Origin of the sequence: Streptomyces sp. NPDC006365 (assembly GCF_042870755.1) — a bacterium.
GTDB classification, from domain to species: Bacteria; Actinomycetota; Actinomycetes; order Streptomycetales; family Streptomycetaceae; genus Streptomyces; species Streptomyces xiangluensis.
Map to the genome: position 1 here is coordinate 112940 of NZ_JBIAHS010000005.1, position 22712 is coordinate 135651.

At 69.3% G+C, this 22712-nt stretch carries 21 protein-coding genes; 9 read left to right on the plus strand and 12 right to left on the minus strand.

Translation table 11 applies throughout. The features are described 5' to 3' along the window. Positions 1-5: 5 nt before the first annotated feature. The 3 genes from ACFYO0_RS16525 to ACFYO0_RS16535 all read left to right on the plus strand — a co-directional run bounded on the left by ACFYO0_RS16525 (position 6) and on the right by ACFYO0_RS16535 (position 5143). Complete coding sequence (locus tag ACFYO0_RS16525) at positions 6-2261, plus strand: molybdopterin oxidoreductase family protein (RefSeq protein WP_388675738.1); 2256 nt, start codon at positions 6-8, stop codon at positions 2259-2261. Positions 2262-2383: 122 nt separating this feature from the next. Continuing rightward, the gene (locus tag ACFYO0_RS16530) at positions 2384-3853 is read left to right on the plus strand and encodes a CitMHS family transporter (RefSeq protein WP_388675743.1); all 1470 of its coding nucleotides are present in this window, start codon (positions 2384-2386) and stop codon (positions 3851-3853) included. A gap of 54 nt (positions 3854-3907) precedes the next feature. Beyond that, the gene (locus tag ACFYO0_RS16535) at positions 3908-5143 is read left to right on the plus strand and encodes an MFS transporter (RefSeq protein WP_388675745.1); all 1236 of its coding nucleotides are present in this window, start codon (positions 3908-3910) and stop codon (positions 5141-5143) included. 36 nt (positions 5144-5179) lie between these two features. Here the strand turns inward: ACFYO0_RS16535 and soxR are convergent, their stop codons facing one another. Beyond that, a complete protein-coding gene (gene soxR, locus ACFYO0_RS16540; protein ID WP_388675747.1) occupies positions 5180-5707 on the minus strand; it encodes a redox-sensitive transcriptional activator SoxR in 528 nt (175 codons plus the stop codon). A 131-nt stretch (positions 5708-5838) separates the two neighbouring features. Here soxR and ACFYO0_RS16545 point away from each other — a divergent pair, with 131 nt between their 5' ends. Next, positions 5839-6300, plus strand: a complete 462-nt coding sequence (locus ACFYO0_RS16545; RefSeq protein WP_388675749.1) for a MaoC family dehydratase — start codon at positions 5839-5841, stop codon at positions 6298-6300. 36 nt (positions 6301-6336) lie between these two features. On the opposite strand, the gene ACFYO0_RS16550 is transcribed toward ACFYO0_RS16545, so the two are convergent. Continuing rightward, a complete protein-coding gene (locus ACFYO0_RS16550) occupies positions 6337-6963 on the minus strand; it encodes a TetR/AcrR family transcriptional regulator (protein WP_388675752.1) in 627 nt (208 codons plus the stop codon). 140 nt (positions 6964-7103) lie between these two features. Then, positions 7104-7391, minus strand: a complete 288-nt coding sequence (locus ACFYO0_RS16555; RefSeq protein WP_388675755.1) for a YiaA/YiaB family inner membrane protein — start codon at positions 7389-7391, stop codon at positions 7104-7106. A gap of 178 nt (positions 7392-7569) precedes the next feature. Here ACFYO0_RS16555 and ACFYO0_RS16560 point away from each other — a divergent pair, with 178 nt between their 5' ends. After that, the gene (locus ACFYO0_RS16560) at positions 7570-8919 is read left to right on the plus strand and encodes an MFS transporter (RefSeq protein WP_388675757.1); all 1350 of its coding nucleotides are present in this window, start codon (positions 7570-7572) and stop codon (positions 8917-8919) included. Here the strand turns inward: ACFYO0_RS16560 and ACFYO0_RS16565 are convergent. The 3 genes from ACFYO0_RS16565 to ACFYO0_RS16575 form a co-directional block, all read right to left on the minus strand. Further along, positions 8908-9864: a DMT family transporter gene (locus tag ACFYO0_RS16565; RefSeq protein WP_386344610.1), complete on the minus strand. Its 957-nt coding sequence runs from the start codon at positions 9862-9864 to the stop codon at positions 8908-8910. The genes ACFYO0_RS16560 and ACFYO0_RS16565 overlap by 12 nt on opposite strands. A gap of 91 nt (positions 9865-9955) precedes the next feature. Then, positions 9956-10675, minus strand: coding sequence for an ArsR/SmtB family transcription factor (locus tag ACFYO0_RS16570; RefSeq protein ID WP_388675759.1), 720 nt, complete (start codon positions 10673-10675; stop codon positions 9956-9958). A gap of 35 nt (positions 10676-10710) precedes the next feature. Continuing rightward, entirely contained in the window at positions 10711-11352 is a 642-nt protein-coding gene (locus tag ACFYO0_RS16575; RefSeq protein ID WP_388675762.1) for a TetR/AcrR family transcriptional regulator, read from the minus strand. A 540-nt stretch (positions 11353-11892) separates the two neighbouring features. On the opposite strand from ACFYO0_RS16575, the gene ACFYO0_RS16580 reads away from it, so the two are divergent. Next, positions 11893-12411, plus strand: coding sequence for a hypothetical protein (locus tag ACFYO0_RS16580; protein WP_388675765.1), 519 nt, complete (start codon positions 11893-11895; stop codon positions 12409-12411). Positions 12412-12492: 81 nt separating this feature from the next. Here ACFYO0_RS16580 and ACFYO0_RS16585 read toward each other — a convergent pair whose 3' ends face one another. Further along, on the minus strand, positions 12493-13095 hold the full coding sequence (locus ACFYO0_RS16585; protein WP_388675768.1) for a hypothetical protein: 603 nt from the start codon (positions 13093-13095) through the stop codon (positions 12493-12495). A gap of 284 nt (positions 13096-13379) precedes the next feature. Here ACFYO0_RS16585 and ACFYO0_RS16590 point away from each other — a divergent pair, with 284 nt between their 5' ends. Then, positions 13380-16241, plus strand: a complete 2862-nt coding sequence (locus tag ACFYO0_RS16590; protein ID WP_388675770.1) for a penicillin acylase family protein — start codon at positions 13380-13382, stop codon at positions 16239-16241. A 103-nt stretch (positions 16242-16344) separates the two neighbouring features. Here ACFYO0_RS16590 and ACFYO0_RS16595 read toward each other — a convergent pair whose 3' ends face one another. Then, a complete protein-coding gene (locus ACFYO0_RS16595) occupies positions 16345-17583 on the minus strand; it encodes an exo-beta-N-acetylmuramidase NamZ domain-containing protein (RefSeq protein ID WP_388675773.1) in 1239 nt (412 codons plus the stop codon). A gap of 328 nt (positions 17584-17911) precedes the next feature. Here ACFYO0_RS16595 and ACFYO0_RS16600 point away from each other — a divergent pair, with 328 nt between their 5' ends. Together ACFYO0_RS16600 and ACFYO0_RS16605 are read left to right on the plus strand one after the other, a co-directional pair. After that, positions 17912-18676: an SDR family oxidoreductase gene (locus tag ACFYO0_RS16600; protein ID WP_388675775.1), complete on the plus strand. Its 765-nt coding sequence runs from the start codon at positions 17912-17914 to the stop codon at positions 18674-18676. A gap of 216 nt (positions 18677-18892) precedes the next feature. After that, positions 18893-19486, plus strand: coding sequence for a TetR/AcrR family transcriptional regulator (locus tag ACFYO0_RS16605; RefSeq protein WP_388675778.1), 594 nt, complete (start codon positions 18893-18895; stop codon positions 19484-19486). A 4-nt stretch (positions 19487-19490) separates the two neighbouring features. On the opposite strand, the gene ACFYO0_RS16610 is transcribed toward ACFYO0_RS16605, so the two are convergent. The 4 genes from ACFYO0_RS16610 to ACFYO0_RS16625 all read right to left on the minus strand — a co-directional run bounded on the left by ACFYO0_RS16610 (position 19491) and on the right by ACFYO0_RS16625 (position 22648). Beyond that, on the minus strand, positions 19491-20705 hold the full coding sequence (locus ACFYO0_RS16610; RefSeq protein ID WP_388675781.1) for an acyl-CoA dehydrogenase family protein: 1215 nt from the start codon (positions 20703-20705) through the stop codon (positions 19491-19493). A gap of 6 nt (positions 20706-20711) precedes the next feature. Continuing rightward, the gene (locus ACFYO0_RS16615; protein WP_388675783.1) at positions 20712-21734 is read right to left on the minus strand and encodes a phosphotransferase family protein; all 1023 of its coding nucleotides are present in this window, start codon (positions 21732-21734) and stop codon (positions 20712-20714) included. Positions 21735-21909: 175 nt separating this feature from the next. Continuing rightward, a complete protein-coding gene (locus ACFYO0_RS16620; RefSeq protein WP_388675786.1) occupies positions 21910-22248 on the minus strand; it encodes a DUF202 domain-containing protein in 339 nt (112 codons plus the stop codon). A gap of 7 nt (positions 22249-22255) precedes the next feature. Further along, positions 22256-22648 carry a YidH family protein gene (locus ACFYO0_RS16625; RefSeq protein ID WP_388675789.1) on the minus strand — a complete coding sequence of 131 codons (393 nt, stop codon included), beginning with the start codon at positions 22646-22648 and terminating at the stop codon, positions 22256-22258. Positions 22649-22712 lie beyond the last annotated feature (64 nt).

The following is a 22712-nucleotide window of genomic DNA, read 5'->3' on the forward strand; positions in this document are numbered from 1 at the left end:
GACCCGTGTCCACCACCACCGACTCCCGCACCGCCCTGCGCATCTGCCCCCTGTGCGAAGCCACCTGTGGTCTGACGCTCACCATCGAGGGCACCCGGGTGACCGGCGCCCGAGGTGACCGAGCCGATGTGTTCAGCCAGGGGTTCATCTGCCCGAAGGGTGCCTCCTTCGGAGCCGTGGACGCGGACCCGGACCGGCTGCGCACCCCACTGGTGCGCAAGGACGGTGAGCTGTGCGAGGCCACCTGGGAGGAGGCGTTCGACGCGGTGGCGGCAGGGCTGCGGCCGGTCGTCGAGACGTACGGGCCGCATGCCGTCGGTGTCGTCCTCGGCAATCCGAACGTTCACACCATGGCCGGCGCCCTCTATCCGCCCGTACTGCTCGGCGCCCTCGGCACGCGCAGCCTCTTCACGGCCTCCACGGTCGACCAGATGCCCAAGCACGTCTCCAGCGGTCTGCTCTACGGCGATGCCCACGCCATCCCCGTACCGGACCTCGACCGCACCGACCACTTGCTGCTGATCGGCGCCAACCCCCTGGAGTCCAACGGCAGCCTGTGCACGGCACCCGACTTCCCCGGCAAGCTCAGGGCCCTCAAGGCACGCGGCGGCACCCTCACCGTGATCGACCCGCGGCGCACCCGTACCGCCAAACTCGCCGACCGGCACGTCGCCGTCCGACCCGGCACCGATGCCCTGCTGCTCGCGGCCATGGCGTACGTCCTCTTCGAGGAGAAGCTGACCGACCTCGGTGAACTCGCCGAGCTGGTCCAGGGGCTCGACGAACTCTCCCATGCCGTACGGGACTTCACTCCCGAAGCCGCCGCCGAGGCGTGCGACGTGGACGCCGGTACGATCCGTACGCTCGCCCGCGAACTTGCCGCCGCGCCCACCGCCGCCGTCTACGGCCGCATCGGCAGCTGCACCGTTCCGCACGGCACCCTGGCCAGCTGGCTCGTCGACGTGCTGAACATCCTCACCGGGAACCTCGACCGGCCCGGCGGCGCGCTCTTCCCGCAGGCCGCCACCGACAAGACGCCCCGGCCGGCCGGACCCGGCCGCGGCTTCGCCCTCGGACGCTGGCACAGCAGGGTCAGCCGCCACCCGGAAGCCAAGGGCGAACTGCCCATCGCCGCGCTCGCCGAGGAGATCGACACGGCCACCGCCGAGGGCGAACCGGTCCGCGCCCTCATCGCCATCGCCGCCAACCCCGTCCTGTCCGCACCCGACGGCGACCGCCTCGACAAGGCCCTCGACTCGCTCGACTTCATGGTCAGCGTCGACCCGTACCTGAACGAGACCTCGCGCCACGCCCACGTCGTGCTGCCGCCGCCCCCGCCCTCGCAGAGCCCGCACCACGACTTCGCCTTCAACACCCTCGCCGTACGCAACCAGGTCCGCTACACCCGTGCCGCCGTCCCCCTCGAACCCGGCCGCATGGCCGAGACCGAGATCCTCGCCCGGCTCGTCCTCGCCGCCACCGGCATGCACGGCGCCGACCCCTCCGCTGTCGACGCCATGGTCATCGACCAGACCCTCGGCAAAGCCGTCAAGGAACCGCACTCGCCAGTGCACGGCCGTGACCCCCGCGAGCTCGCCGCCGCTCTCACCGGCGACAACGGCCCCGAGCGACGGCTCGACATGATGCTGCGCCTCGGCCCGTACGGCGACGGCTTCGGCGCCCGACGGGAAGGGCTGAACCTGGACAAGCTGCTGGACCAGCCGCACGGCATCGACCTCGGACCCCTTCAGCCGCGCCTGCCGCAGCCCCTCAAGACCCGCAGCGGACGCATGGAGCTGCTGCCGCAGTCGATCGCCGACGACCTGCCACGCCTCAGGGACGCCCTGCGCCGCCGTCCCGACGGCCTCGTCCTCATCGGTCGCCGTCATCTGCGCTCCAACAACAGCTGGATGCACAACATCCCCGCCCTCACCGGCGGCACCAATCGCTGCACCCTGCACCTCCACCCCGACGATGCCGCACGCCTCGGGATCGCGGACGGGGATGCCGTACGGATCAAGGGCGCCGGGGGAGAGGTGACGGCTCCTGCCGAGGTCACCGACGGCATCCGGCGCGGAGTCGTGAGCCTTCCGCACGGCTGGGGCCATGACCGGCCGGGCACCCGTATGAGTCACGCCGCCACCGACCCCGGAGTCAACGTCAACCAGCTTCTCGACGGCTCGCTGCTCGACCCGCTGTCGGGCAATGCGGTCCTCAATGGCGTACCCGTCGAGGTCGCGCCAGCAGGGGCAACGCTGTGACCAGGAGTTTTGCGCTTATTGCTCGCGTGTCAACATCTTGTTAACCCTTGTGGGCCCGCCCTAACGTCACTCGAACCGCCGGCCCTGGTGGCTGTTCAAAGGCGAACGTTAGGTATCCACTCATGCTGACCATCCTCGGCTTCGCCATGATCGCGACCTTCCTGGTCCTGATCATGATGAAGAAGATGTCGCCGATCGCGGCGCTCGTGCTGATCCCCGCACTCTTCTGCGTATTCGTCGGAAAGGGAGCCAAGCTCGGCGACTACGTCATCGAGGGGGTGGGTCAACTCGCGCCCACCGCCGCGATGCTGATGTTCGCCATCGTCTACTTCGGCGTCATGATCGACGTCGGCCTCTTCGACCCGATCGTTCGGGGCATCCTCAAGTTCTGCAAGGCCGACCCGCTGCGGATCGTTGTCGGTACGGCCCTCCTCGCCGCGATCGTCTCGCTCGACGGCGACGGCTCGACCACCTTCATGATCACGGTCTCGGCGATGTACCCGCTGTACAAGCGCCTCAAGATGAGCCTGGTCGTGATGACCGGCGTCGCCGCCACCGCCAACGGCGTCATGAACACCCTCCCCTGGGGCGGCCCCACCGCCCGCGCCGCCACCGCTCTCAAGCTCGACGCCGGCGACATCTTCGTCCCGATGATCCCGGCACTCGGCGTCGGCCTGCTCTTCGTCTTCGCGCTCTCGTACGTCCTCGGCCGCCGCGAGCGCAAGCGGCTCGGCGTGCTGAGCCTCGTGGAGGTGCTGGAGGAGGAGAAGAAGCAGGAGACCGAGACCGAGACCGAGACGGTGACAGAGACGGTGCTGGTCGGCGCCGGCGCTGGTGCCTCCGGCGGCTCCGGTGACGCGAAGGGTCGTACCCCCAAGGCCACGGGCGGCGCGGGCTCCGGCACGGACGCCTCCGACGACGCGGCCGACGACGACGAGGACGACGTACGCCTCCAGGGCCTGGACCCCAACCGCCCGACGCTGCGCCCCAAGCTGTACTGGTTCAACGCGCTGCTCACGGTGGCCCTCCTCACCGCGATGATCATGGAGTGGCTGCCGATTCCGGTCCTGTTCATCCTGGGTGCCGCGCTCGCCCTGACCGTGAACTTCCCGCACATGCCCGACCAGAAGGCCCGCCTCGGCGCCCACGCCGAGAACGTGCTCAACGTCTCCGGGATGGTCTTCGCCGCCGCCGTCTTTACAGGCGTCCTCCAGGGCACCGGCATGGTCGACTCCATGGCGAAGTGGCTCGTCGACAGCATCCCCGAGGGCATGGGCCCGCACATGGCGATCGTCACCGGCTTCCTGAGCCTGCCGCTCACGTACTTCATGTCGAACGACGGCTTCTACTTCGGAGTCCTGCCGGTGCTCGCCGAGGCCGGCGCCGCGCACGGAGTATCGCCCCTGGAGATCGCCCGGGCCTCGCTCGTCGGCCAGCCGCTGCACATGTCCAGCCCGCTGGTCCCGGCCGTATACGTCCTCGTGGGTATGGCGAAGGTGGAGTTCGGCGACCACACCAAGTTCGTGGTCAAGTGGGCTGCACTGACGTCCCTCGTGGTACTCGGTGCGGGGATCCTGTTCGGCATCATCTGATCCGTGCCGGTGATCTGTTTCTGGAGTCCGTGAACCCTTCTTGAGGAGGACAACGTGAGGCCCGGTGGGAACCGCGGCTGGCTGCTCCGCCTCGTCATCGCCTTCAGCTTCGCGCAGGGGGCGGTGTCGATGGCCCGGCCCGCCGTCTCCTACCGGGCCCTCGCGCTGGGTGCGGACGAGCGTGCGGTCGGTGTGATCGCGGGCGTGTACGCGCTTCTGCCGCTGTTCGTCGCCGTGCCCCTGGGCCGCAGGACCGACCAGGGCCGGTGCGCGCCCCTGCTGCCCATCGGCGTCGTACTGATCGCCGGCGGCTGCGCCCTCAGCGGTATCGCGAACTCCCTGCTCGCGATGGCGGCGTGGAGCGGAGTGATGGGCCTCGGTCACCTCTGCTTCGTGATCGGCGCCCAGTCGATCGTGGCCCGCCAGTCCGCCCCGCACGAACAGGACCGCAACTTCGGCCACTTCACCATCGGCGCCTCCCTCGGCCAGCTGGTCGGACCGATCGCCGCGGGCGCCCTGATCGGCAGCCCCGACATGGCGGGCACCAGCGCGCTGGCGCTGCTCGTCGCGGGCGCCGGAGCCGCGGTCGCGTTCACGTCACTGTGGCGCATCGAGCACCGTACGTCCGCCCAGTCCCGTACGCCCCAAGGGGAACGCGTCCCGGTACACCGCATCCTGCGCAGCCGGGGCGTACCCGCGGGCATCTTCATCAGCCTCGCCGTGCTCTCGGCGACGGACATCCTCACCGCGTACCTGCCGGTGGTCGGCGAGCACCGCGGCATCCCGCCGTCCGTCATCGGCCTGCTGCTGAGCCTGCGGGCGGCGGCGACGATCGCATGCCGCCTGGTGATCACGCCGATGCTGCGTCTGCTCGGCCGGGCCGCCCTGCTCACCTCGACCTGCCTGCTGGCAGCCGCCCTGTGTGCGGGCATCGCAGTGCCGGTCCCGGTCTGGGCGCTTGCTGTGATCCTCGCGGCACTCGGTTTCTGCCTGGGCGTCGGCCAGCCCCTCTCCATGACCACGGTCGTCCAGGCCGCCCCACCTGACGCCCGCTCCACCGCTCTCGCCCTGCGCCTGACCGGCAATCGCCTGGGCCAGGTCGCGGCACCGGCCGCGGCGGGGCTGGTGGCGGGAGTCGCGGGGGTGGCGGCGCCGTTCGTGATGCTCGGCGCGCTGCTGGTGATCGCGTCGGGGCTGGGGCTGCGGCAGGGTCGTCCGGGCGTCGAGGGCGAACCTGGGGAGAAGGCGGGGTGTACGTCCTCGGCGCCGCCGCAACGCGAGAGCCGCTGACCCCCAAGGCCCGGGGGCCGGCGCCCGGCCGCCACTTCAGCAGCTGCCCTCGGGCTCCCTCTCCTGTTGCTGCTTCCCGCAGTGCTCACGCTGCTGCTTCGCGGCGGGGCGACGCTCCACCATGAGCCGCGAACCGCTCTGCTTCTCACCGAACACGTCGTCCGGGTTGGAGAGCACGCAGGTCTCCAGGGACAGGCAGCCGCAGCCGATGCAGTCCGTGAGATGGTCGCGCAGACGGCTCAACTGCTTGATGCGCTCGTCGAGTTCGGAACGCCAGGTCTCCGACAGGTGGGCCCAGTCCTCCCGCGTCGGTGTGCGCCCCTCGGGGAGCTCGGCGAGTGCGTCGCGGATCGTGGCCAGCGGAATGCCGACGCGCTGCGCGGCCCGTACGAAGGCGACGCGGCGCAGCGTGTCACGGGAGTAGCGGCGCTGGTTGCCCGCGGTGCGGCGGCTGCCGATGAGGCCCTTGGACTCGTAGAAGTGCAGGGCGGACACGGCGGCGCCGCTGCGGGCCGACAGTTGGCCCACCGTGAGTTCGTGGATCTTCTCTGAAATCTGGGGCATCCCTCGAAGCCTACCCACTCGTCACAGCCCGGTTACCTACGCTCCCGGTCCGTTGACACGGGCTCCGGACCCGACGATGCTAAGCAGTCGCTTAGGGATGCAGTACGGAGCAGCACGGGAGGCCAGGACACATGGCAGAGCCGAAGATCTTCACGTCCGCCGACGAACTGAAGGCGGCGGTGGGCGAGCAGTTGGGGTACAGCGACTGGCTGGAGGTCGACCAGAAGCGGATCGACCTGTTCGCGGACGCCACCGGCGACCACCAGTGGATCCACGTGGACCCCGAGAAGGCCGCCACCGGGCCGTTCGGTACGACCATCGCGCACGGCTATCTGACGCTGTCGCTGCTGCCCGCGCTCGTCCCGCAGGTCATGCGCGTCGAGGGCATGAAGATGGGCGTCAACTACGGAACCAACAAGGTGCGCTTCCCGTCCCCCGTCCCCGTGGGCTCGCGCCTGCGCGCCACGGCGGTGCTCAAGGAGGTCGCGGAGGCGGGCGGCGGAGTCCAGGTCACGGCCGCGGTGACCGTGGAACGCGAGGGCGGCGACAAGCCGGTGTGCGTGGCGGAGTCGGTGTCGCGCTACTACTTCTAGGCACTTCAGGGCGTACGAGGCTGCAGACGGCCGGAGCTACTTGCCTGCCCCCACCATCCGCAGCACGAGGTCGGCGTACAGCGCGCCGACCTCGTCCGGCGTCCGAGGGCCGTTCAGGTTGAACCAGCGGGCGACGTCGATGCACAGCGAGAGCACGGCGAGCGTGGTGCCGGGCACGTCGGGCACATCGAACTCGCCGCTCGCGACGCCGTCCTCGATGATCCCGCGCACCTCGGCGTCGACCTGGCGGCGCAGTGCGATGATCTCGGCACGGGCGGCAGGGCCGAGCGATTCCAGTTCGTACTGCACGACCCGCGCGGTGGTGCGCCCCCCGGCGTGCCAGCGCACGAAGGAGCTCACGGCGTCCGCGAGCCGCTCGGTCGCGCTGCCCTCACCCTGAGCGGCCGTCCGCAGGATGTCGAGGGCCTTCTCGTGGCCGATCCTGCTGATCCGGTGGAGCAGCTCTTCCTTGGTCTTGTAGTGGATGTAGAGCGCGGCCGGGCTCATACCGGCGCGGCCCGCGATGTCCCGGGTCGTCGTCGCGTGGTAACCGCGCTCGGCGAAGGCCTCCACCGCGGCGACGAGCAGCCGCCGCGCCGCGTCCGGGGTGACCTCGGCCCAGGGCGGCATCTCGCCGCCGGCCGTCTCCTCCGCCGTACTCATCGCTGTTCGCCCCTTCTCGGCTGTCAGTTCTTCACTGGCAGGTCTTCACTGGCCGGACGAACCACGATACCTCGCAGCCTGAGCGAGCGCTTAGCGTGCGTGCTGCCCGCGGGGCGCACGGATCGAGCGACCGGCAGCCATCACAGCTTCTCGAAGGGGTCGTGCTCCGCGAGCAGTTTCTCCAGGCGGGCCTGGTCGACCCGGCTGACGATCTGCCCGGCCTCCTGCCGGTCTCGGATCACCTTGGCCAGCGTGAAGGCCGAGGTGACGAGATACAGGACGGCGATGGCCAGGAAGGCGCGCACCCATGCGTCGGCCTCGAGCCGGAAGATGCCGACGGCGGTCGCGACCATGGCGACGCCGAACGAAGCGACCGCCTGGCCGTAGAAGGCGGCGGTGTTCTGCTGCTTGACAGGTGTCTCACTCATGCGGACAAGGGTCTGCGACTGTGGCCGGGACCACATCCGCCGGGATACTCAGCCGGATCTCAGCCGGATACTCAGAAGACTCCTGTGTCAGACCCATGCGTACACGACCGTTGACCTACATACCGTCCGGTCAGTATGTTCCCCCGAACGTCCCCGCACCCACCGGAGTGTGCACGCCATGGACACCGCACCTTCCGCGCTCCCCAGCGCGACCACCAGCCCCGACACCAGACACCGCCGCAAGGTGGCGACCGCCGCCGCCCTCGCTTCCGCCGTCGAGTGGTACGACTACTTCGTCTTCGGGATCGCCGCAGCCCTCGTCCTCGGAGACCTCTACTTCCCCGCGGGCAGCTCCTCCGCAGGAGTCCTCGCCTCGTTCGCCACCTTCGCCGTGGGCTTCCTCGCCCGTCCGCTCGGCGGAGTCATCGCGGGCCACCTCGGCGACAAAAGAGGCCGCAAACCCATGCTCGTCCTGGCCCTGACCCTGATGGGCGTGGCCACCACGGGCATCGGCCTCCTCCCCACGTACGCCACGATCGGCATCGCCGCCCCCGTCCTCCTCGTCGTCCTGCGCGTGATGCAGGGCATCGCGATCGGCGCGCAGTGGGGCGGCGCGATGCTGCTCGCCACGGAGTACGCCCCCGAGGGCAAGCGCGGCGTTTACGGCAGTGTCGTCCAACTCGGCGTCCCCATCGGTGTGGTGACCGCCAACTCCGTCTTCCTGCTCGCCGGCGCCCTCACCAGCGAGAGCGCGTTCGCCGCCTGGGGCTGGCGGGTGCCGTTCCTGGTCGGGCTGCTCGTCCTCGGGCTCGCCTGGTACATCCACACACGCGTCGAGGAAACCCCGGAGTTCCGCCAGGCCGAACGGGCCCTGGCCGAGAAGGAGAAGGACGAGAAGAGCTCACCGCTGCGCACGATCCTGCGCGGCCACCTCGGCACGGTGCTCCTCGCGGGTGGCTCGTTCGCCGTGAACACCGCCACCTTCTACATCCTCATCACCGGCGTCCTCGACTACACGACCCGCGAACTGGCCATGGAACGCAGCGCCGTCCTCACCGTCTCACTCTGCGTCAGCCTCACCCAGCTCGTCCTGATCCCCGCCTCGGCCGCGCTCTCCGACCGCGTCGGCCGCATCCGGATCTACGGGCTCGGCGCGGTCGGCATCGCCCTGTGGGCCGTACCGATGTTCCTGCTGATCGACACGGGTTCGCTGCTGTGGCTGGCCGTCGGCACATTCGTCGCCAGTTGCTTCCTCAGCATCATGTACGGGCCTCAAGCCGCCCTGTTCGCCGAGCTGTTCACACCCGAGATGCGCTACACGGGCGCCTCGCTCGGCTACCAGATCGCGGCCGTCTTCGGCGGCGGACTCGCACCCTTCGTGATGGTCCTCCTGCTGGAGGCCACGGACACGTCGATGTCGGTGTCCGCGTACATCATCGGGCTCGCCGTGATCGCGCTCATGTCCATCAAGGTCCTTGCGGACAGGGCGCGTTCGGCCTCGGCCAAGTCAGAGGGCTCAGAGGGCTGAGTCCGGGGCCCGCTCGGGTCGTGGCTCCGGAACCGCTCCCGGGGCCGCGACCCGGGCGGCCCGTGGCCGGGACCGCGACACGGCGACGCCCGCCAGGCACACCAGCCCGCCGACGAGGGTGATCCAGCCCGGCACCTCGTCGAGCGCCAGCCACGACATCAGCACCACCAGGGCGGGCACCGCGTACGTCGTCGCGCCCATCCTCCCGGCCGTCGTTCGAGCCAGCGCGAACGCCCAGGTCGTGAACGCGAGAGCGGTCGGGAAGACGCCCAGATACAGCATGTTGAGCGTCGCGGACAGCGGGGCGTCACCGGCCTCGGACACCAGCTGACCGGCGAACGGCAGACAGGCCACCGCGCCGATCACACAGCCGTACGTCGTCACCTGGAGTACCGAACCGTGCCGCAGGGCGGGCTTCTGGGCGACGACCCCGCCCGCGTACGCCACCGCCGCGAGCAGACAGAGCAGGACTCCGAGCACCGACGCGCTGCCCTCGCCCGACATCGACAGACCGACCACCGCCGCGCCCGCGAACGACACCGCCATCCCCGCCAGCAGCCGCGGCGGCAGCCCCTCCTTCAGCAGCCACCCCGCGAGCAGAGCCATGACCAGCGGCCCGACGTTCACCACCAGAGCGGCCGTGCCGGCGTCGACCTTCTGCTCACCCCAATTGAGCACCACCATGTAGAGCCCGAACCAGAGCAGCCCGGAGACCACGATCCCCGGCCAGGCGGCACGCGGCGGCAGCCCCTCCCCGCGTACCAGACAGATGACCCCGAGCACCAGCGCCCCGGCCACGAGCCGCCCGAGCGCCAAGGCCCCGGGCGAGTACGCGGCTCCCGCACTGCGGATCGACACGAACGCGGACGCCCACAACACAACGGTCACCGCGGCCGCACCGGCGGCCAGCAGGTCCGTACGACGGGCGGACAGGGGAGGTTTCATCACGCTCCAGAGGTTAGGTGGGGAGGGGCAGAAGGGCTCGCGAATTTATGACGGGACGTCGGGGTGCTGAGCGAACAAGGGGAGACGGGAGTCAGTGGAGCGTCGCGGGCTCGATCCCCAGCACCTCCGCGAAGGCCCGCTCGCCCTTTTCCGTGACCCTCACGGCCCGTACCGAGCCGATACGCAAGCACCAGCCCGCGTCCAGCGCATGCCGGCACAGGGCGGCGCCCGCGACGCCGGCGAGGTGCGGACGCCGTTCGGTCCAGTCGAGACAGGCCCGGGCGAGGGGCCGCCGACCGGTGCGTACGAGGGGAATGCCCTGCTCGTCGAACCAGGCCAGCCCGTCGTCCGTGAGCGCGAACCCCGTATCCCGCCGCAGCAGTCGGAGCCCGGTCAGGGCGTCGGTGATGGCGATGCCCAGGCGCCCGGCGAGGTGGTCGTAACAGGTACGTCCGCGCGCCATCGCGGAGCCGGCGCCGGCCTCCCGCAGACCGCGTGGTCTCTCGCTGCCCGGCGCGACCTGCGCTGCGAGGTCCTCCACGAGCTGGGCGACCCGCGCGTCGGCCAGTCGTACATACCGGTGCCGGCCCTGCCGTTCCTCGGTGAGCAGCCCGCCCGCGACGAGCTTGCCGAGGTGTTCGCTCAGCGTGGACGCGGCGACACCTGCGTGCCGCGCCAGCTCACCCGCGGTCCACGCCCGCCCGTCGAGCAGGGCGAGCAGACACGCGGCACGCGTCTCGTCGGCGATCAGCCCGGCGAAACGTGCCAGCCCCGGCGCCTGTGGGTCCCTCGTGCTCATGCCTTCCAGCATCCGGCACGGACACTTCGGCGCCCACCGAAGTGTCGCTACGCAGTCCTCTGCACCTGCTCGTACTGCCGCGTCAGCCCGTCCAGCAACGCAGTGAGCCCCGTTTCGAAGGCCCGCTCGTCGATCTTCTCCTGCTGCTCGGCGAGGAGATGGGCCTGCCCGAGGTGGGGATAGCCGGCGGGGGCGTACGCGCTCTCGTCGTCCACGAAGCCCCCGGCGAAGGAGCCGAGCGCGGAGCCCATGACGAAGTACCGCATCAGCGCCCCGATGGACGTGGCCTGCGCAGGCGGCCACCCCGCCTGGACCATCGCACCGAAGACCGCGTCCGCCAGGCGGAGACCGGCCGGCCGACGGCCGGGACCGCGCGCGAGGACGGGCACGATGTTCGGGTGGTCGCGCAGTGCCGCCCGATAGGAGACGGCCCAGTCGTGCAGCGCGGTCCGCCAGTCCCGCCCATCCTCGAACATCGACAGATCGACCTGCGCGCTCACCGAGTCGGCGACCGCCTCCAGAATCTGGTCCTTCGTACGAAAGTGGTTGTAGAGCGAGGGCCCACTCACCCCCAGCTCAGCAGCAAGCCGACGCGTGGAGACGGCGGCCAGCCCCTCCGCATCCACGAGCCCTCGCGCCGCCACAACGATGCGGTCGGTGCTGAGGAGGGGCTTACGGGGGCGGGCCATGGCGCACATGGTAGGGCCGTGCCCAGGCCCCCTGCCTCCGGCTGGGCGCCTACCGGGATGGTGGATTCGGTTCGCAGGCGAGTGCGGGTTCGTCGTGGCTGGTCGCTCTCCGCGGCGGAGCCGCATATGTCACAGCCCCGCGCCCCCAGAAAAGCGAAAGCCTGCGCCTTCCGCGCCCCACGAGAGTCGGCGCCCTGAACAAGCCCGAACCCGCAACTACCCGCAGTCTCCCACCGGCGGGAGGGGACGTGGGCCGGTGCGTCGTATGCCGGTCGCGTAGGTTCTGTCTCAGGTCACCTGTCGCCCTGTGGATGCCGGAGGGCCGTATGCCCACCCAGCGACGGGCTGACGCACCGGCCCACGGCCCCGACCCACCGACCACCCCAGGGGCGCGAGGCTGTGACATCAGCGGCTCCGCCGCGGGGCGCGACCAGCCACAGACGGCCCGCACCCGACAACGAACTCACCCGCCCAACAGCCGGAGGCAATGGTGCCAGGTGCCCCTGACAACAACCCCACTGAACGAAGTGGAGAGCGCCCATGAGCGTCGCCATCTGTTCCCTGATGTGGCAAGTCGCCCACTCGGGGCCCCAGAGGATCACATACGACCCGGACGGCTACCACTTAGTGCGCTTCCCGTACGTGACCGGCGAGGAGCAGTACGACCCATGGAACATGCACGACCCGGCGCACGGCGGAGACACCGCATCGAAGTTTCCCGACCCGCGCTCAGCACTGATCTGGCCCAGCCACGAAGGCTGGGGCGTGCTGTCCGCGATGGTGTTCTGGCAGCCGGACGCCCGCGCTCACGAGTACCGGGCGCGCTTCGTCCGCGACCCGCTGAACGCCACGACGGGCTACAACTCGACCGCCACCACCGACATCCAGGCCACCCGCGGCGGCCAGTACCGCACCTACGTCTGGCAGATGTTCGTCCACCGGGGAACGCCGCTCGGCCTGAAGGTGTCCGCGCGCGGAACCGGCGACACGAAGGTCGCCGTGCCGATGTTCCTCGCCGAGTTCAAGCTCGCGATTCACACAGACGTCGTACGGCCGTAGACCTCACCCGCACGAGCCGTCACGTGCACGAGGATTCAGTTGCAGGGGGTGCGGCTCCACGGCGGCGCACCCCCGTCGTGCTCACACCGACACCAACAACCGCCCCCGCCTGGACTCCGCCAGGGCCTCAGGCGTCAGAACGGGACGCGGGACCACGATCCCGCAGTCCGTGCAGACCGGGCCCGAGGACGGTTCATGGGCCAGGTCGTACTTCCAGGTGAGGCGGTCGCCCGTGCACACCGGGCAGACTGAGCCGGGCTCGCGCTCCAGGGCCGCGATGAGCCGGCGCAGTACTTCCGCCAGGGGCTCATGGGGGTGGACCCGGGGGTCGTCGCACCATGCGACGCCGCAACCGCCCCAGGTCAGCCGGTGCCAGTCGTCGACACTGCCCGGCCTGCGAAGCCCGTCGTGCTTCTCCTTCCTGCGGCGCTCGGCGAACGCGCCCTCATAGGCGAGCCACACCGAGCGCGCCTCTTCGAGTTCGTCGAGCGCGGCCACCAGCCGGGCCGGATCGGGGGAGCGGTCCTCGGGACCGAACCCGGCCCGGGAGGACAAATGGTCCCAGGTGGCCCGATGTCCGTAAGGGGCAAACCTTTCAAGGCACTTGCGCAGTGAATAGCGCCGCAGTGCCAGATCGCACCTCGGATCGCGCACCTGTCTCGCCAGACTCCGGAAACCGGCCATCGCCCTGCACCTCCGTCACACCTGCACCTGAACTTCGGTCACTTCGGCGTCGTCGTACGAACGTTGCCGAATAGACGTATCGACAGCCGATTCGGCTCCATCCGATTTCCGATGACCGCCATCGGCCCTCTGAGGAGCGGCATTTCAGCCGCATACCGGACTCCTTTCAGCCAATGCCCCTCAGCCGCCCAGTCGCTGCGAAGTCAAAAGGTGACTCCTGCTCATCTTCAACTTCTGAGCTACCGGCGGTAACCTCCAGCGCATCAATGTCGGGAGGAGCACTAATGCGACGGCGCACCCCACGCACCACCCCCCACGGCCTGAGAACTCCCCGCAGAATCGCGGGGTTCCTGAAGGCCGCATCAGTGTTCGTTCTCACTGTCGGCCTGCTGTCACCGCTGCAACAGTCGGCTGCCGCCGATCCGGAGCCGAAGGCGACCGACTACTGCGAGGGGCAGTGCGCGGACATCCTGCCGCCGGGTACCAACGGCAGTGCCACGCTCGCCGAGATCCTCGGCAATCAGCTTTTCGGTACGCAGCCGTCGCACGCGGACGATCAACTCGGCCCGTACGACGCGCTGTCGTCCGGGTACCCGTCCCTGACCAACGACACCCTCAAGAATTTCTACGCCGACGCCTCCTTCGGAGTCGCCTCCGACCAGGTCGCCTCCGTCACCAAACCCCGTGACGACGTGACGATTACGCGCGACAAGAAGTACGGCATCCCCCACATCAAGGGCAGCACGCGCTACGGCACCGAGTTCGGCGCGGGCTACGCGGCCGGCCAGGACCGGATGTGGCTCATCGACCTCTTCCGGCACATCGGGCGCGGCGAGTTGACCCCGTTCGCGGGGGGCGCGGCGTCCAACCAGGGCCTGGAGCAGCAGTTCTGGCCGCAGGCCCCGTACACGGAGGCCGACTTCCAGAAGCAGGTCGACTGGCTGCTCAACAACTCCGGAGAGCGCGGCAAGCAGGCCATGGAGGACGCGCAGGCCTATGTCGACGGCCTCAACGCCTACCGGGTGGCCGCCAAGAACGGCCGCTACTTCCCCGGCGAGTACGTCCTCACCGGCAAGATCGACTCGGTCACCAACGTGGGCGAGATCGAGCCCTTCAAGGTGACCGACATGATCGCGCTCGCCTCCGTCGTGGGCGCTCTCTTCGGCACTGGCGGCGGCGGAGAGGTCGAGTCCGCGATCTCCCTCCTCGAGGCCCAGCAGAAGTACGGTGTCGAGGAAGGCAGCAAGGTCTGGGAGTCGTTCCGCGGACGCAACGACCCCGAGACCGTACTGACCCTCCACGACGGCAGCAGCTTCCCGTACGGGACGAAGCCCGAGAACCCGAAGGGCACCGCCCTGCCGGATCCGGGCTCCGTCGAGAAGGAGCAGCTGATCTACGACCGCACGGGCGCCGCCCGGTCGGGCGCGCAGGCGACCACCACCTCGGTGAAGACGCCGAGCAAACTGAAGCCTTTGAAGGGAGCCTTCAACGAAGGAGTCCTCCCCGAGGACCTCTTCAGCGGCGGCGCGACCAAGAAGGGCATGTCCAACGCCCTGATGGTCTCCGGGAAGCACACGGCCGGCGGTCATCCGATCGCCGTCTTCGGTCCCCAGACCGGCTACTTCGCCCCGCAGTTGCTGATGATGCAGGAACTCCAGGGCCCGGGCATCAGCGCACGCGGTGTGTCCTTCGCGGGCGTCGGCATGTACGTACAGCTCGGCCGCGGCCAGGACTACTCCTGGTCGGCCACCTCGTCACACCAGGACATCACCGACTCGTACGCCCTTCAGCTGTGCGAGCCGGGCGGCGGCACGCCCACCAAGCAGTCCACGTCGTACCTCTACCGCGGGGTCTGCACCCCCATGGAGAAGATGGAGAAGACCAACGCCTGGAAGCCGTCGGTCGCCGACTCCACAGCCGCCGGCTCCTACCGGATGCAGGTCTTCAGAACGAACTACGGCGTCGTCACGCACCGCGCGACCATCGACGGCAAGCCCTACGCGTACACCTCACTGCGCTCCACCTACCGCCACGAGGCCGACTCCGTCATCGGCTTCCAGATGATGAACGACCCCTCGTACGTGAAGGACGCGAAGTCCTTCCAGAGGGCGGCACAGAACATCTCGTACGCCTTCAACTGGTTCTACGCGGACTCCCGTGACACCGCCTACTACATGAGTGGCAGTCACCCGGTGCGCGCGAAGGACGTCGACGGGTCCTTCCCGGTGAAGGGCGAGAAGGCGTACGAGTGGCGGGACTTCGACCCGGAGAACAACACCGCCGCGCTGGCGCCACCCGCCGAGCATCCGCAGTCGGTCAACCAGGACTACTACATCTCCTGGAACAACAAGCAGGTCAAGGACTTCAGTTCCGCCAACTTCAGCATGGGCGCGATCCATCGTGGTGATCTCCTCGACGACCGGGTGAAGAAGCTCGTCGACAAGGGGGGTGTCACCAGGGCGTCCCTGACCAAGGCGATGGCTGAGGCGGCGGTCGTCGATCTGCGTGGTGAACAGGTGCTGCCGGAACTTCTCAAGGTCCTGCGCGGCAAGCCGATCAGCGATCCGGCACAGGCCAAGGCGGTCGACCAGCTGGAGGCATGGCTGAAGGCGGGTGCTCAGCGCAACCAGACGTCCGCGAACTCCAAGAAGTACGCGCACGCGGACGCGATCCGGGTCATGGACGCATGGTGGCCGCTGCTCGTCGAGGCCGAGTTCAAGCCGGGGCTCGGACAGGAACTGTGGGACGCGCTGACCGCGCAGCTCACGGTCGACGAGTCACCGTCCGCCGGCCACGGCGCGACCGGCGCGCACGCGGGCTCGGCCTTCCAGTACGGCTGGTGGGGCTACGTCGACAAGGACCTCCGTACGGTCCTGGGTGACCCGGTGGAGGGCAAGCTGGGCCGCACCTACTGCGGCGACGGCAACCTCGACGCGTGCCGGACGGCTCTGCTGAGCAGCCTGGGCCAGGCTGCGGCCAAGCCCGCCAAGGAGGTCTACCCGGGCGACGACGTCTGCTCGGCCGGCGACCAGTGGTGCTCGGACGCCATCGTCCAGCGAGCGGTGGGTGGCATCAAGCACCGGCCGATCCAGTGGCAGAACCGGCCCACGTATCAGCAGGTCGTGGAGTTCCCCGGGCATCGGTAGGCATCGGTAACGGGTCCCTCCGGGGGCGTGAAGGTTCCCTCCGGCGGCGGGGGCGGGGTTTCCCCGCCCCCCCCGCCGCTGTCTGATGCGTCGTCCTGTGCGGTCAGCGGTACAGCAGGTACTCCCGGCGCAAGCGCCGGAACGCCGTCAGTTCGTCCTGCCAGGCCGCCACGATCTCGTCGGCGCCTGCCCCCGCGTCGATCATCGTGCGCACCCGCGTGGAGCCTGTGAGCTTGTCGATCCAGTTGTCGGAGCGCCAACTGAAGCCGTCCCAGACCTTCTTGGCCGTGACGAGGAGCGCGATTCCGGTGCGTACGGGATCGTAGGCCGCCCGATCGTGGACATGGATCTGCACGCCCCCGATCGTCTTGCCCTGGAACTTGGAGAAGGTGGGGGCGAAGTACGCCTCCCTGAAGTGCACACCGGGCAGCCCGAGTTGATTGGCTTCCAAGGCCCAACGCCGGTCGATGCCCTCCGCGCCGAGCAGTTCGAACGGGCGGGTCGTGCCGCGCCCCTCCGAGAGATTCGTGCCCTCGAAGAGACACGTGCCGGAGTACACCAGGGCGGTGTCGGGTGTCGGCATGTTCGGACTCGGCGGCACCCAGGGCAGCCCCGAGGCGTCGTAGAACTCCGAGCGCCGCCACCCGCTCATCAGGACGGTGTCGAGTGGCACCGGGTCGGGCAGGAACTCGCCGTTGAACAGCCGCGCCAGCTCCGCGACCGTCATGCCGTGCGCCTGCGAGATCGGCTGCCGGCCGACGAACGTCGCGAACTCCTTGTGCAGCACGGGTCCTTGGGCCGCCCGGCCGGTCACCGGGTTCGGGCGGTCGAGCACCACGAAACGCTTGCCTGCGAGTGCCGCCGCCTCCATGCAGTCGTACAGGGTCCAGATGTACGTGTAGAAGCGTGCGCCCACGTCCTGGATGTCGAAGAGAATCGTGTCGACGCCGGAGGCCGTGAAGATGTCGGCCAGCGGGCGGCCGCTCTTCAAGTACGTGTCGTGGACGGGCAGTCCGGTTGCCGGGTCGTCGTACCGGCCTTCCGAGCCGCCTGCCTGGGCGGTGCCGCGGAAGCCGTGCTCGGGGCCGAAGACGGCGGTCAGGTTCACGCGGTCGTCGGCGTGCATGACGTCCACGATGTGGCTTGCGTCTCTGGTGATGCCTGTGGGGTTGGTGACGATGCCGATGCGCTGGCCGCTGAGCTGGGCGTAGGCGTTTGCGGTGAGGTTCTCGAATCCTGTGCGTAGGTGCCTGCGGCGCTCGGCGGCAGGGGCCTGGGAGGCCGTGGTGAGTGATGCCGCTGCCGTTGTCGCTGCGAGGAGAGCTCGTCTGGATAGGCGCATGGGGCGCACGGTATTGCTCCCGCAGGTTGTGGGGAAGGCGCGGGTGGTCTGTGGCTCGGCGCGCCGTTCCCCGCGCCCCTGGGGTCCGTGGTGGGTCGGGGCCGTGGGCCGGTGCGTCAGCCCTCCGCAGGCGGGGCGTACGGCCCGGTGTGCGTCCCCTCCCGCCCGGTGGGCAAGTGCCGGTGCCGGTGCGTCGTGGCTGGTGGCTTGGGGTCGCAGCTTGCAAGGGTTCCGTTCTCTTCCCTCGTAACATACCGACCGGTTAGTCTGGCCGCGTCGGTGTTGGTGCTGAGCCGATTCTCGTCGAGCCGTGGTGAGGAGACCGAGGGTGGAAGCCTTGCAGGATGCCGGAGTGGTCGTCACTGGGGCGGGGGGTGGCATCGGGGCGGCGTTGGCTCGCCGGTTCGCTGCTGAGGGGGCTCGGGTTGTCGTCAATGATCTCGACGGGGTGAAGGCCCGGGCCGTTGCCGAGGAGATCGGTGGTACTGCGGTGGCGGGGGATGCCTCCGCGATCGTGGCCGAGGCTCGGGACGTGCTCGGTGGCACGGTTGATGTCTACTGCGCCAACGCGGGGCTCGCTTCCGCGGGTACGGAAGCGGCTGATGAGAAGGTCTGGGCCCTGGCCTGGGATGTGAATGTCATGGCGCACGTGCGTGCGGCGCATGAGTTGGTCCCCGGGTGGCTGGAGCGCGGCAGTGGTCGGTTCGTCTCGACGGTCTCGGCGGCCGGGCTGCTCACCATGGTCGGCGCCGCGCCCTACAGCGTCACCAAGCACGGTGCGTACGCCTTCGCCGAGTGGCTGTCGCTCACGTACCGCCATCGTGGTCTCAAGGTGCATGCGATCTGCCCTCAGGGCGTACGGACGGACATGCTCGCCAACACGGGCAGCGCGGGCGATCTTGTGCTTCAGCCGACCGCTATCGAGCCCGACGCGGTCGCGGACGCACTCTTCGAGGGCATCGAGGATGACCGTTTCCTGATCCTGCCGCACCCCGAGGTCGCCGGGTACTACCAGGCGCGGGCCGGCGACCCGGACCGGTGGCTGACGAATATGAACCACATTCAGCAGAAGTGGGAGACGGACGGCGGGTGACGACTCGCCAGTACCCGGTCAAGTCGGACCCCGGCGCACTCCCTGCGAAGCGGAGGGAGAGACTGACCCCGTACAACGCCCTCGTCAGGTAGTGAACCTGCCCTCCTGGTCGAAATCGGACAGTGGGAAGATCCTCCGGCGGGAGCTGCTGCCCGTAAGGTCATCGCGGGCAGCACGGACAACGGTTGGTGACCTTCGGAAAGGCAGGTGGCGGCGGTGCCCAGGACGATGGACGGGGACGGTACGCCCGTCCCGAGGCGGCTCCTGGCGGCCGCCACCAGACTCTTCGCCGAGCAGGGATACGACCGCACCTCGGTGCAGGAGATCGTCGAGGCGGCGGGCGTCACCAAAGGCGCGCTGTACCACTACTTCGGCTCCAAGGACGATCTGCTGCACGAGGTGTACGCGCGCGTGCTGCGCCTGCAGCAGGAGCGACTGGACTCCTTCGCGGAGGCCGACGCACCCGTGGAGGAGCGGCTGCGGGGTGCCGCGGCCGACGTGGTCGTCACGACGATCGACAACCTCGACGACGCGTCGATCTTCTGGCGCTCCATGCACCACCTCAGCCCCGAGAAGAACAAACAGGTGCGCGCCGAGCGCCGCCGCTACCACGAACGTTTCCGCGCCCTGATCGAGGAGGGCCAGGAGTCGGGCGTCTTCTCCAAGGCGACGCCCGCCGACCTGGTGGTGGACTACCACTTCGGCTCCGTCCACCACCTGTCCACGTGGTACCGCCCCGACGGGCCGCTGAGCCCGCAGCAGGTGGCCGACCATCTCGCCGACCTGCTGCTGCGGGCTCTGCGCCCCTGAGGGACTAGAGATACTGCTTGATCTCCCGGCGCGCCAGCGACCGCTGGTGCACCTCGTCCGGACCGTCGGCGAGCTTCAGCGTGCGGGCGCTCGCCCACAGTTCGGCCAGTGGGAAGTCCTGGCTGACGCCACCCGCGCCGTGCAGCTGAACGGCCTTGTCGAGGATGTCGACGACCGTGCGCGGAGTCGCGATCTTGATCGCCTGGATCTCGGTGTGCGCACCGCGATTGCCTACGGTGTCCATCATCCAGGCTGTCTTCAGGACCAGCAGCCGCAGCTGCTCGACGGCCACGCGCGCGTCCGCGATCCAGTTCTGTACGACGCCCTGCTGGGCGAGCGGCTTGCCGAAGGCGGTGCGTGAGACGGCTCGTCGGCACATCAGCTCGATGGCCCGTTCCGCCATGCCGATCAGCCGCATGCAGTGGTGGATACGGCCCGGACCGAGCCTCGCCTGGGCGATGGCGAAGCCGCCGCCCTCCTCGCCGATCAGATTGCTCACGGGGACCCGCGCCTGGTCGAAGACGACCTCCGCGTGCCCGCCGTGTGAGTGGTCCTCGTAGCCGTAGACCTGCATCGCGCGGCGGATCACGACGCCCGGGGTGTCGCGGGGCACCAGCACCATGGACTGCTGACGGCGGATGTCGGTCCCGTCCGGGTCCGTCTTGCCCATCACGATGAAGATCTTGCAGTCCGGGTTCATCGCCCCGGAGATGTACCACTTGCGGCCGGTGATGACGTACTCGTCACCATCCTGCTCGATGTGCGTGGTGATGTTCGTGGCATCGGAGGAGGCCACGTCGGGTTCCGTCATCGCGAAAGCCGAGCGGATCTCGCCGGCCAGCAGCGGCTGAAGCCACTGCTTCTTCTGCTGTTCGTCTCCGAACTGGGCGAGCACCTCCATGTTCCCCGTGTCGGGCGCCGCGCAGTTCGTCGCCGTCGGCGCCAAGTGCGGGGAACGGCCGGTGATTTCGGCGAGCGGCGCGTACTGGAGATTCGTCAGCCCCGCACCGTACTCGGTGTCCGGCAGGAAGAGATTCCACAGCCCCTGCCGTCGCGCCTCGGCCTTCAACTCCTCCACGACAGCGGGGGTGTCCCACGGCGAGGCGAGCTTGGCCCGCTGTTCATGGGCGACTGTCTCGGCCGGATAGACGTACTCGTCCATGAAGGCGAGCAGCTTGGCGCGCAGCTCCTCGGTGCGCGCGTCGAAAGCGAAGTCCATTGCTGGTCAGCCTTCCTGAAGGGTGGTCAGGCCGTGCTCGATGAACACGGGCACCAGCTCGCCGATGCGGTCGAAGCCCGCGCCGACCGTCTGGCCGAGCGTGTAGCGGTAGTGGATGCCTTCAAGGATCACGGCCAGCTTGAACCAGGCGAACGCCGTGTACCAGGCGACGGCGGACACGTCGCGCCCCGAGCGCGCGGCGTACCGTTCGATCAGTTCGGCGGGCTCCGGATGCCCGGCGGCCTCGGCGGTCGTGGACACGGGAGAGTCGGGCGCGCCCAGCGGGTTGCTGTACATCACCAGCAGCCCGAGGTCCGTGAGCGGATCGCCGAGCGTCGACATCTCCCAGTCGAGGATGGCGGTGATCCGGTCGCCTTCCCCGATCAGTACGTTGTCCAGGCGGTAGTCGCCGTGCACGACCGTGGCCGTGGGGGAGTGCGGCAGCTCGCGTCCGAGCGCGGCGTGCAGTTCGTCGATCCCGGCCAGCTCCCGATTGCGGGAGGCGTCCAACTGCTTTCCCCAGCGCCGCAGTTGTCGGTCCAGGAAGCCCTCAGGGCGCCCGAAGTCCGCCAGTCCCGCCTCGACGGGGTCCACCGCGTGCAGTTCGACCAGCGTGTCGACGAGGCTCAGCACCGCGTCGCGGGTGCGCTCCGGGCCGAGCGGGGCGAGCTGCTCGGCCGTCCGGTACGGCGTGCCTTCCACGAAGTCCATGACGTAGAACGGTGCGCCCAGCACATCCTCGTCCTCGCACAGCAGCACCGGACGCGGCACCGGCACGTCCGTCGGGTGCAGCGCGCTGATCACCCGGTGCTCGCGCTTCATATCGTGTGCGGTGGCCAGCACATGGCCCAGCGGAGGCCGTCGGACGACCCACTTCGCGCTGCCGTCCGTCACGGCGTACGTGAGGTTCGACCGTCCGCCCTCGATCAGCCGGCCCGTCAGTGGGCCGTGGACCAGACCGGGCCGCTCGGCATCGAGCAGGCCGCGCAGTCGGTCAAGATCAAGACCTGGCGGGTGGTCCGGGCTCATCGTGTTCCTCCGTACGCCGGTGTATGGGATTCTCATCATGATGCCGACCGGTCGGTATGTCGTCCAGTGCGGCGGCGAAACGTGATCGGTCTCTCGTGGGTCTCGAACGCACGGGGTCTGCTGTTGGCTACCCGGCCTGGGCGAATGTACGCGAACGGGTCTGCTCCCCGGCTGCTCACAGGACGAGCGCCGCCGCACAGACGGCCAGGGCCACGGTGTACAGGGCGGCGGCGGTCGCGTGCTTCGGGGTGAGCGCCGCGGGGCCGCTCCGCTCGGTGGTCGTCAGGGCGCGGATGCGGTGATGGGCGACGGTGAGGAAGCCCAGCCAGAGTGCTGCGCACAAGGCGCAGATGAGGACCCTTGCGGCTGTCGGGCCGGATTGGAGGGCGGTTCTGGCGGCCAGTACGGCGACGACGGTGCCGGCGAGGGTCGTACGGCGCCATGCCAGCCGCGTGCGTTCCGGTTGCAGGCCGGGGTCCCGGGTGTCCTGGGGGTCCCGGTCGGGGGCGGTCACGTCGCTGTCAGCCTTTCCAGCCGAAGAGCACGACCGCGACCATCGCGACGGCGACGATCGCGATCACGACGCTCAGCAGGGCCGGAAAGCGGGATACGGGCAGGTCGTCGCCCCTGCGCATCGCGCGCTCGCAGCGGACCCAGTGGTTCACCGCGCGCAGCGAGCACAGGACACCTGCGGCGAGCAGTCCGAGTGCCAGGCCTACGCGCCAGCCCCATCGGAGATCCGGCAGGAACTGATCCACTGCGAAGCCTCCGCCGATCAGGGCGAGGGCGGTGCGCAGCCATGCCAGGAACGTGCGCTCGTTGGCGAGCGAGAACCGGTAGTCCGGCGTGCCGCCGTCCTCTCTGATTCGCTCGGGTGCGAACCACACCCGGACGTTCCGCACGAATTCGATCACGTTGGGACCCTATATGTGTTCGGGGTGCCTGTGGGGGGTGGGGCCTCGGGCTCCTGGGGCGGCT